Origin of the sequence: Psychromonas sp., assembly GCF_041586535.1 — a bacterium.
Lineage (GTDB): Bacteria > Pseudomonadota > Gammaproteobacteria > Enterobacterales > Psychromonadaceae > Psychromonas.
Map to the genome: position 1 here is coordinate 1 of NZ_JBFGZY010000163.1, position 8,739 is coordinate 8,739.

The window sequence follows — 8,739 nt, forward strand, 5'->3', positions numbered from 1 at the left end:
ATCCAGCTCTTCATTGTTTTTTATAACAGCCCTCGTCGAATAGGCGATGCTCGCCACCACTATCATTGCAACCAGCGCACGCAGCAAATTAATGGTCACGAAACGCGAAGCTATCGATTGCCTTAATTTCATCTATATCACCCCTGAACTTACAGATAGCGGTATAGTTCCGCCGTTATCCTGACTTATTTTGTTATTTCTAAGCATAACTTCCACTTCCAAGGCCGCTAAGGGCTTGCTGAATAAATATCCCTGCGCATAATCACAGCCCAGGTCCTTAAGTATTTGATATTGAGCTTCATACTCCACCCCCTCAGCCACGACAATCAGTCCGAGGCCATGAGCGAGGTCAATAATAGATTCTACAATGGCCGCATCACCCAGATCATTGTGAATACCGCGGATAAAGCTGCGGTCTATTTTAAGTTTCTGCACCGGCAAATGTTTCAAATAGCTCAATGAAGAGTGTCCGGTTCCAAAATCATCGATCGAGGCTTCCACCCCTAACTCACGTAATTCCTGCAACTGCTTGATTGTACACTCTAAATTACCCATTGCTAAGCTTTCAGTAATTTCTAATTCCAGCGCTTCGGGTTGCAGACCACTGACCGTCAGACTATGGCGCACAATATCCACCAGATCGCCACAGGCAAGTTGCCGTAGAGAAACATTTACCGCAACAAAAGAAGGTGCAATAGCCTCTCTTTGCCAGCGCTTAAGTTGCCCGCAGGCGTTGCGAATAACCCACTCGCCAATGGCAACGATCAGACCCGTTTGTTCAGCCAGAGGAATAAAGTGAAGCGGCGCAATCAGGCCCTGTTGCGGGTGCTGCCAGCGGATAAGCGCCTCCAAACCGACAATCTGCCGCGACTGCAACGAGATCACCGGCTGATAATGCAGACGTAACTCTTTCTGCTGCAGTGCTATCTTCAGCCTATCAACCTGCTGTTCACGCTGGCTCATCAGCAGTCTTCCTACCTCGTCAAAAAAACAGAAATAACCGCTACCCAGCTGTTTTGCATGGCAAAGTGCCTGCTCAGCCCGCTGCAGTAACAGCTCAGGATCCTCTTGTTCATTGTGATACTGGCAGATACCGATACTGCAGCTAAAAGGCTGTTCCTGTCCCGCAGGCACATCGACAAGGGAAAATTGCCGCAGTAGCTTTTGTGCAACGATAGCTGCATGTTCCGCCCCGCCGGCTGTGACAATAACAGAGAAACGGCTTTCGCCGGTGCGTGAACAGTGCTCAATAACAGGCGAACAGCCTCTTAACTGTGACTCTAAACGCTGCAGCAGGGTGTTATAAGACTGCACAGATAAAGACGCTTGAAGAGACCCGCAATTGCCGAGTTCCAGTAACATTAATGCGAATTTTATGCGGCTGCACCTGGTAGATTCTATACGGGACTGAATACATTCATAAAGATGCCCGCTATGCCATTGCGCGCTGCTGTCCTGCAGCGCCCAACAGTTATTTTTGCTGGAAGGCAGCGCCCTATTAATTTGCGAAGAGGTTGGGCAGGAGCGGCTTTCCTTGTTTTTAGCGGCAACGAAAAAACGCAGCAGCAGATAGCCTAATGCGCCGCTAAACAACAGCAAAGCCCATGAATTGTTCTCGTCCACGTTCCAATCTCCTATACTAACCAGACAGCTATAATTAAGGCGCATAACAATGAGCCCTAAAATAAGATTGCTGCCTGATAACCAAGACAACAAAGTAAAAGTTCAGGAAAGGTTCAAACAGGAGAGCATGTTCGGGCGCTATTCACCAGAAAATGCAATTTTTGAAGTCCCTCTGCAACCCTGCTACCATCGAGTAACACCAAAATAATTAATAAAGTGCTCAAGTATCGCGCAGGAAAAATTAACGCTAACAAGACGTGAATTGCAGGAGATAGTTATCCTCACTTCAAGACTCACGACACAGTTAGGGGTGATTTTAACAGGCTAGACTGATCACTTTTTTGATTCTGCTGCTATAAATACTCATTAGGCCAGTGGCTTTGCGTCATCGCCTTTCGACGATTTTGCCTTTTACGGTTTTACAAAAAATACCAATGTATTTAAAGAGGCGGGATTTTACACAAATTTAACAATCATATCCACAACAAATGGATCTGACTGAGTCGAAATTATTGCAGATCAAACCAGTAAAGCAGGTTTGTATATTGCCCCTACTCCAGGACCTCAGCAGCCTAGATGAAAAAAACAACTGCAGAACAATAATTGTGTACCTGCTCTTTTATTACCCTTGAAATTAGTGACAATTAATTTGCTATTAACAGAGCCGACTTGCTTGATGTCTCATTCTGTCCAACACTTCTGTTTGGTAAGCTTCAATAGCGACTGGAGGCAAAGCGTGTGCGGACGTTTTTATGTAAACAATGATATTTATATAAAAGAGCTAGTAACAATCCTCGGAGCGGCGCAGGGCACGTTGCATAGCTCAGCGGATGTAAGTCCGGGAAGCAGGGTCTCCATTGTCCGACAGATACAGAGCGAGCGGGTGCTCAGTGAGGCACTCTGGTGGCTGCTGCTGGATGATAAAACGCTAAAGCCTAACTATCGTTATACCTCCTTTAATTCCCGCTATGACAAGCTGAACTCCCCGCGTTCTATTTCATACAAACCTTATAGGGAGAGCCGTTGTATTGTGCCCGCTTCGGGATTTGTTGAAGGACTCGGCGACAAAAAAACGTACTTCCAGATTGAGCCGGTGCAGGGAGCCATCGCATTTGGCGGGTTGTATAAAGAGTGGCAGAACCAACAGACGGGAGAGCTTGTTTATTCGACTGCAATTATCACTCTGCCAGCGCATCCAAAACTGAAAACTATTCACCCTAAATCCATACCGCTTATGTTGCCCTATCATGACCGGCAGTTAATCGCTATGTGGCTGGATCCTGGTTTCAAGAAAGTAGAGGCATTTCAAAAACTTCTTAAACCAACCTTAACTATGGCGCAAAGGATAACCCCCATAGATAAACCAGCTAAACGCTGTGCCATCAGAAATAGTTTTATTATTGAGGCTGATTAAAAGTTTATCCATTTAGATGAAAATCATTGATGCGAAGCATTAACGTTACTTAGGTCTATTTTGTTGCTCGATATCAGCAGCCCCCCATTACCATTGATACCTCACATGTGTGAGCTTTATTTTTGACTAAATAAAATACAACACTATTCTTATAGTTATATTTATATTTCTGATATGCGGTGATGTTGTCGCACCTGTTTTTTGAGTATGCATTTGCCGCATTATTATGCTTTTTGTTAAATGACTGATTATTTTCAATCGCTGTTGCTCTTCAATTTAAAAGGAAATTTTTGATGAAGTACGTTTTATTCGGAATAGGGCTGCTTTCACTGGTAGGTTGTGGTGATTCCGACGAATCAGAGATTGTTAGTCCGCCAAGTGCAAATGGATCAGATTCAGATATTGTTGACGGTGAGGTAAACAGCGTTCAACTGAAGGCCACAGCGGTTATAACTGATGGCTACAAGCAGATAACTGTTACGCCCGATTCGGATCTTGAGCTCACCCTTAAAAGCGGGGAGCCCTTTGTACTTAACTCAAGCGGATCTACCCCGGAAAAACTGATTATTCAGGGAAAGTTAACAATAACTACAAACTAAATGGATATGGATATGAAACTTACAAACTTAGCGATAATCATCTATTCTGGAGTACTGGGCTCATCCTTGGCTTATGCAGCAGGCAATGCTGTGTTAAATGTTGAAGGTGAAATTCAAATTAATGGCAAAACGGTTATTAATAATGCTGGTGAATTTATCGGAGTAAGCAACGCTACTGAACTATCTGATAATGCTGTACAACTCTCTGCTTATGAGCAGCAGCCTGGAATATACACCTATGAGGGTGGCTATAACGGTAATACAGTTCTAACAATCACTGACAATAGCAGAAAAGAAGTAATTACAAAAACTAATCAACTCCAAATCTCTGAGTCAGTAATTGCGGGCAATACAATTACTACAATCTGGTCAAACAGTAACACTGAATATGCCTTTGAAACTAGCAGTTCTAAAGCCGAAACTTTTGAAAATTTAAGCTTTTCCCCGGAAAATTATATTATTGGCACGCTTACCGCGGAAGTGACTCGCTATACCATTGTATCCAGTAGCGATGATGATGGTGATATCGGGGATAGTTGGATAAGCGGAAATCAAATCATTTACAGTGCTAAACTCCCATCCTATACAACCAATGATAAAACCTATTTTAATTGTTTATTTGATGGAGATGATGAAGTTATATCAGCAATTGTCTGCCCTGGTGTTGGACCAGTACAATCTGCTCAGCTTGGTAAGTTAGTGAGCTATGAACCAAGCGGGACAACTCGAAGCATCGCAAACAGTGGCGTAACCAATCAGGCGTTAAAAATCAGACTGAATGCGCTGCGCAAGCTAACGGCTAAAAAATCTGCAGATTACAAAAAAAGTGATTCTCTTTCAGTTGAATAAATCGTTTATCACCCTTTCAAACATCTATAAACCAGGCCACTCCGGTGGCTTTTTTATTATGCTAAAAAGAGTGCTATCAACAGCATAAATGAATAGATAATTATCGGATTTGGTATAACCAGCATCGATGCTACTATTTTTTATAATTACACGATCAAACTTCCCTCCTGTGTTTTAATGTAAGCGTTCAATTAAACAACCGATTTTGTTCACTCAATAGACGATCGCCCTTGTTGCAATAAGGTTATATTTACAAAATCACATAATTATGGTGTTATCCGGCGCTCACATTAGTTGACACAACTATTTTTTTAATAACTTTTTCGAGATCGTAATGGATAACAACAGTAAAACCGCGCAACCGGGTGGCGCATGGACTCGCCTGGAACTGTGGAAAAAAATTCTAATCGGGATGATTCTTGGTGTAATCGTCGGTACCGTGATGGGGCCAAGTGCTGAAATTCTAAAACCAATTGGCACACTTTTCATCAACGCAATTAAAATGCTTATTGTCCCTCTGGTTTTCTTCTCTCTTATTGTTGGTATTACCTCAATGCAGGATCCGAAGAAAATGGGAAGAATCGGCCTGAAAGCCATTGCACTTTATTTAGGAACAACGGCAGTTGCTATCTCAATCGGCTTGGGGATGGCTGCTATCTTCACTCCGGGTGCAGGTCTGAACATGGTTGCAGCAAGCTCGGATATTGCCGCTCAGGAGGCACCACCGTTAATTCAAACTCTGCTTAATATGATACCTAAAAATCCGGTGGGTGCGCTTGCTACCGGCAATATTCTGCAAATCATCGTATTTGCTATCGGTTTAGGTGTTTCTTTGGCCCTGATCGGTGAAAAAGCAGAGCCTGCTATTAAGCTTTTTGAAAGCCTTGCTGAAGCTATGTATAAATTAACTGAGTTGGTAATGAAACTGGCACCCTATGGTGTATTTGGCCTGATGGCGTGGGTTGCCGGTAAATATGGTCTGGAAGTGCTTCTGCCCTTAATTAAAGTAGTTGCCGTCGTGTTCCTCGGCGCCGTGATCCACATTGTTGTTTTCTACAGCGGCCTAATCAGCTTTATTGGCCGTCTAAACCCAGTCCGTTACCTGAAAGCTTTAACTAACCCTGCTGCTGTTGCCTTTACAACAACCAGTAGTTCAGGCACCCTTCCTGCAACAATTAAGGCGGCTCGAGAGGAGCTTGGCGTATCTAAGGGTGTATCAAGCTTTGTTCTGCCGCTGGGCGCGACTATCAATATGGATGGTACCGCTTTGTATCAGGGTGTTTGCGCGCTGTTTATCGCTCAGGCATTCGGCATCGATCTGGCTGCTTCTGATTACATCACGATTATCTTGACTGCAACACTGGCTTCTGTCGGCACAGCAGGCGTTCCCGGTGCCGGTCTAATCATGCTTTCTCTGGTACTTACTACCGTTGGTCTTCCTATTGAAGGGTTGGCAATAATTGCCGGTATCGACCGTATTCTCGATATGGCTCGTACGACGGTCAATATTTGTGGTGACATGATGGTTTCTGTACTGGTTGCTAAAAGTGAAGGCGAACTAAATAAAGATATCTATGATCAGCAAACTTCAACTGCTGATACCACTACTGTTAACATTGAAGCTGCAAAAGCATAATACCAAACTACTTGTTTTAGTCTCTTTAACAGACCGAAAAAAGGGTATTTTCCGGTGGAAAATACCCTTTTTAATAAAAGTGATGTGGCGCATCACCTGGTTTAATTTTGATAAGCAAACTATCTGCTTTCTACGCCCCCCAAGTCGGGATCTCCGCCGAGAAAACAGTTGCTTTGTAAAACAACTTTTCCTTCAAAAAAACTCCCTGGTACCGCTATCAATGGCAGGACTGCCGACTGCCAAATTATATTCACAGTCAAACTTCGGCTTCGTATTTAACTGCAAATGTTGCGATTATTCAATCGCATCAGTATACGATTGCAGCCACTCAACTAAATTTGAAGTACCATCACCGTCATCGTCATTCTGAGGATTTTCAGGTAGTGTCAAACTTCTCTGATTTTCCTCGACATAAACGTAACCGCCATCATCCATTTGAGAATCCAAATAGGTTCCAGTATGCGTTCTTACCCCTTCGATAATTCGCGCATCAACTTCATCACGATGGCGTGGAAATGCCCCAACCCAGTCGCCGATAGACTCTTCAACTTTCGTTGCCGTTAGCGCCGTAACATTCCCCTCCCATACTTTTGGGACAGATTGCACAACTACTGGCTCACCCTGCATGCGAGCGTCATGCTCTGGGCGATCTTCAAAGGATTTATTATCGTAGAAATAAACCTTCGCGTCAGGGCTCCGACTCGTAAAGAGTTCATTCGCACCGCCCGCATAGCGATTAGCCGAATCATCAGGGAAATCCATAACATTACCAACCATTGTCACGTCGATCGGTAGATCGTGCACACTAACTGCGTATTCACCCGGATTATAGATAAAGTTATTTACGTATTGTAATGTTCCGCCATCCATTCGCGGTGAACGTCTTTGGCAATGACCAAATAAATTACCGATAAGGGAAACTTTTTCACTCTCACTCCGAATAAGGAGACAATAGGCATGATCTTTCCCGTGAGCGTTATAACGTAGCGGCTCAGCAATAATAGAATCGCGAATTGTCAAGTTTGATACACCACCAAAGACAGAGATAGCCTCATCGACAGACCAACTGACAGACATATTATCGAGAACGACGTTATAAGTCCCCTCTGAATCGCGCCCACCACGTATCACCACGGCATCCGCGTCTGAAGCTTCAGAGCTACTCATGGAATTTAAATTATGATCACTATCACCAAGACGAACGCGCAGATGCTGCATACACACATCGTGGGTATTAACTCTCAGTGTTTCGTGATAAAGCGAGATACCGGGAGCCGGAGCCGTTTGCCCTGCAATAGTGACAAATGGCGAATCAATATCAAGACGCGACTCTAATTTAATGGCACCTGAAACCTCAAAAACTATTGTTCTTGGTCCTTTCTGGTTTATCGCATCTCTCAATGATCCCGCCCCGCTATCATTGAGGTTCGTCACCTTAATTATCTCTCCTCTCAGACCACAAACTGAATCAGTACCGAATCCTCCCTGGTGAATCGAGCGTTTCGACTGCGTCCCAAAATTTGAACTATTTGATGATGTAAATGTTCCCTCAGTTAGCTCCTGATTGTTTCCCGTTATATTCATTAAATCGGATGCTGAGACTGACCCATCAACAACAGCCTTTTCAGCTACAAGTGTAATACTATCATCCAGAACGACATCGCTCTTTACCACCGGCTCGTTGCTAACATTTCCCTCGCTACTCCCCCCACAACCAAACAATGAAGCCAGCAGAATACAGGTGGAATTTTTCATCCAAGTTTTTTTAATCAAAATATAATCCTCTCTCAATATCTCAAATAAGCAGGGGCCAAGGCATACGTATTTTTTAGATCTCAGCAACTTTATGGAGGGCATTAAAGCGTATTTTTTATGCAACTACATGGCTCTTTACACTTCTTTACACAGCCCCCCAGTGCTGGAAATAGAATTTTTTACTTATAATTTAAACGGTTGAGGTCAAAATAGAACGAATATGAAGTACAGCCTGCAGACAACGTAATTAATCGATAAGTACTTTGTTCCACTCCTTTTATTTAATAACCTCTGCGCCCAGCATGTTAAAAAAACTAAGCAGCCCTCCTGTTTATGATGGACCTTGACCTATCAGCGGTTGTTGAACTAGATTTTAAAGAACACGGTTGTTTAAGCTTAAGTAATCTTCGCAACGACAAATTACAGCTTAATCACAAGGAAGCACCTGGAATACGATGGAGTTGTCAGCATATAAGGAGGCTGAATTCACCTGTATTGAGTAATGTCGATTAGCTGTACATTCCAAAGAGCCAATCAACCCGGCGCAACGTTTATTTTCGGCAATTCCCAAGAGGATAGAGACGATATAAAGTGAATCTCCTGTGATGCTTTATTCGCCATTAAGTCTTCGGCTGAAATGGCGTTTTTTTAAAAATTACAATGAATTCAGTTACAAGGAGTACTGAAATGTAAATGGAAGGATCCGACTCTAAAGATGGGTTATACCAAATCCGATAATTATCTATTCATTTATGCTTGCTAAAATGAATGCTAGCTAGACATAAAACTACGTTTTAGTCTTTGTTATTGATTTTGTAATTAGAACAACTAGTTACTGCAATCAATGCCTTGCTTTCATCCAT

General features: G+C 43.1%; 6 protein-coding genes and 1 riboswitch. Of the genes, 4 read left to right on the plus strand and 2 right to left on the minus strand.

Translation table 11 applies throughout. From position 1 onward, the window contains the following. Window positions 1-132: 132 nt before the first annotated feature. The gene (locus ABZA00_RS15200; protein WP_372883006.1) at window positions 133-1,623 is read right to left on the minus strand and encodes a putative bifunctional diguanylate cyclase/phosphodiesterase; all 1,491 of its coding nucleotides are present in this window, start codon (window positions 1,621-1,623) and stop codon (window positions 133-135) included. Window positions 1,624-1,793: 170 nt separating this feature from the next. Beyond that, window positions 1,794-2,042: riboswitch (cyclic di-GMP riboswitch) on the minus strand. A gap of 257 nt (window positions 2,043-2,299) precedes the next feature. Here ABZA00_RS15200 and ABZA00_RS15205 point away from each other — a divergent pair. The 4 genes from ABZA00_RS15205 (at window position 2,300) to ABZA00_RS15220 (ending at window position 6,121) form a co-directional block, all read left to right on the plus strand. Continuing rightward, the gene (locus ABZA00_RS15205) at window positions 2,300-3,037 is read left to right on the plus strand and encodes an SOS response-associated peptidase family protein (RefSeq protein WP_372883007.1); all 738 of its coding nucleotides are present in this window, start codon (window positions 2,300-2,302) and stop codon (window positions 3,035-3,037) included. A 293-nt stretch (window positions 3,038-3,330) separates the two neighbouring features. Next, window positions 3,331-3,636: a hypothetical protein gene (locus ABZA00_RS15210; RefSeq protein WP_372883008.1), complete on the plus strand. Its 306-nt coding sequence runs from the start codon at window positions 3,331-3,333 to the stop codon at window positions 3,634-3,636. 12 nt (window positions 3,637-3,648) lie between these two features. Beyond that, on the plus strand, window positions 3,649-4,485 hold the full coding sequence (locus ABZA00_RS15215) for a hypothetical protein (RefSeq protein WP_372883009.1): 837 nt from the start codon (window positions 3,649-3,651) through the stop codon (window positions 4,483-4,485). Between the two features lie 334 nt (window positions 4,486-4,819). Next, window positions 4,820-6,121 (plus strand): dicarboxylate/amino acid:cation symporter, encoded by a 1,302-nt coding sequence (locus tag ABZA00_RS15220; RefSeq protein WP_372883010.1) that lies wholly within the window; start codon window positions 4,820-4,822, stop codon window positions 6,119-6,121. Window positions 6,122-6,415: 294 nt separating this feature from the next. On the opposite strand, the gene ABZA00_RS15225 is transcribed toward ABZA00_RS15220, so the two are convergent. After that, window positions 6,416-7,555, minus strand: coding sequence for a hypothetical protein (locus ABZA00_RS15225; protein WP_372883011.1), 1,140 nt, complete (start codon window positions 7,553-7,555; stop codon window positions 6,416-6,418). Window positions 7,556-8,739: the final 1,184 nt, after the last annotated feature.

What these genes read in the sequence shown, in the direction of transcription:
- ABZA00_RS15205 (WP_372883007.1), top strand. Translation starts at nt 2,300, where the DNA reads ATGTCTCATTCTGTCCAACACTTCTGTTTGGTAAGCTTCAATAGCGAC.
- ABZA00_RS15210 (WP_372883008.1), top strand. Translation starts at nt 3,331, where the DNA reads ATGAAGTACGTTTTATTCGGAATAGGGCTGCTTTCACTGGTAGGTTGT.
- ABZA00_RS15215 (WP_372883009.1), top strand. Translation starts at nt 3,649, where the DNA reads ATGAAACTTACAAACTTAGCGATAATCATCTATTCTGGAGTACTGGGC.
- ABZA00_RS15220 (WP_372883010.1), top strand. Translation starts at nt 4,820, where the DNA reads ATGGATAACAACAGTAAAACCGCGCAACCGGGTGGCGCATGGACTCGC.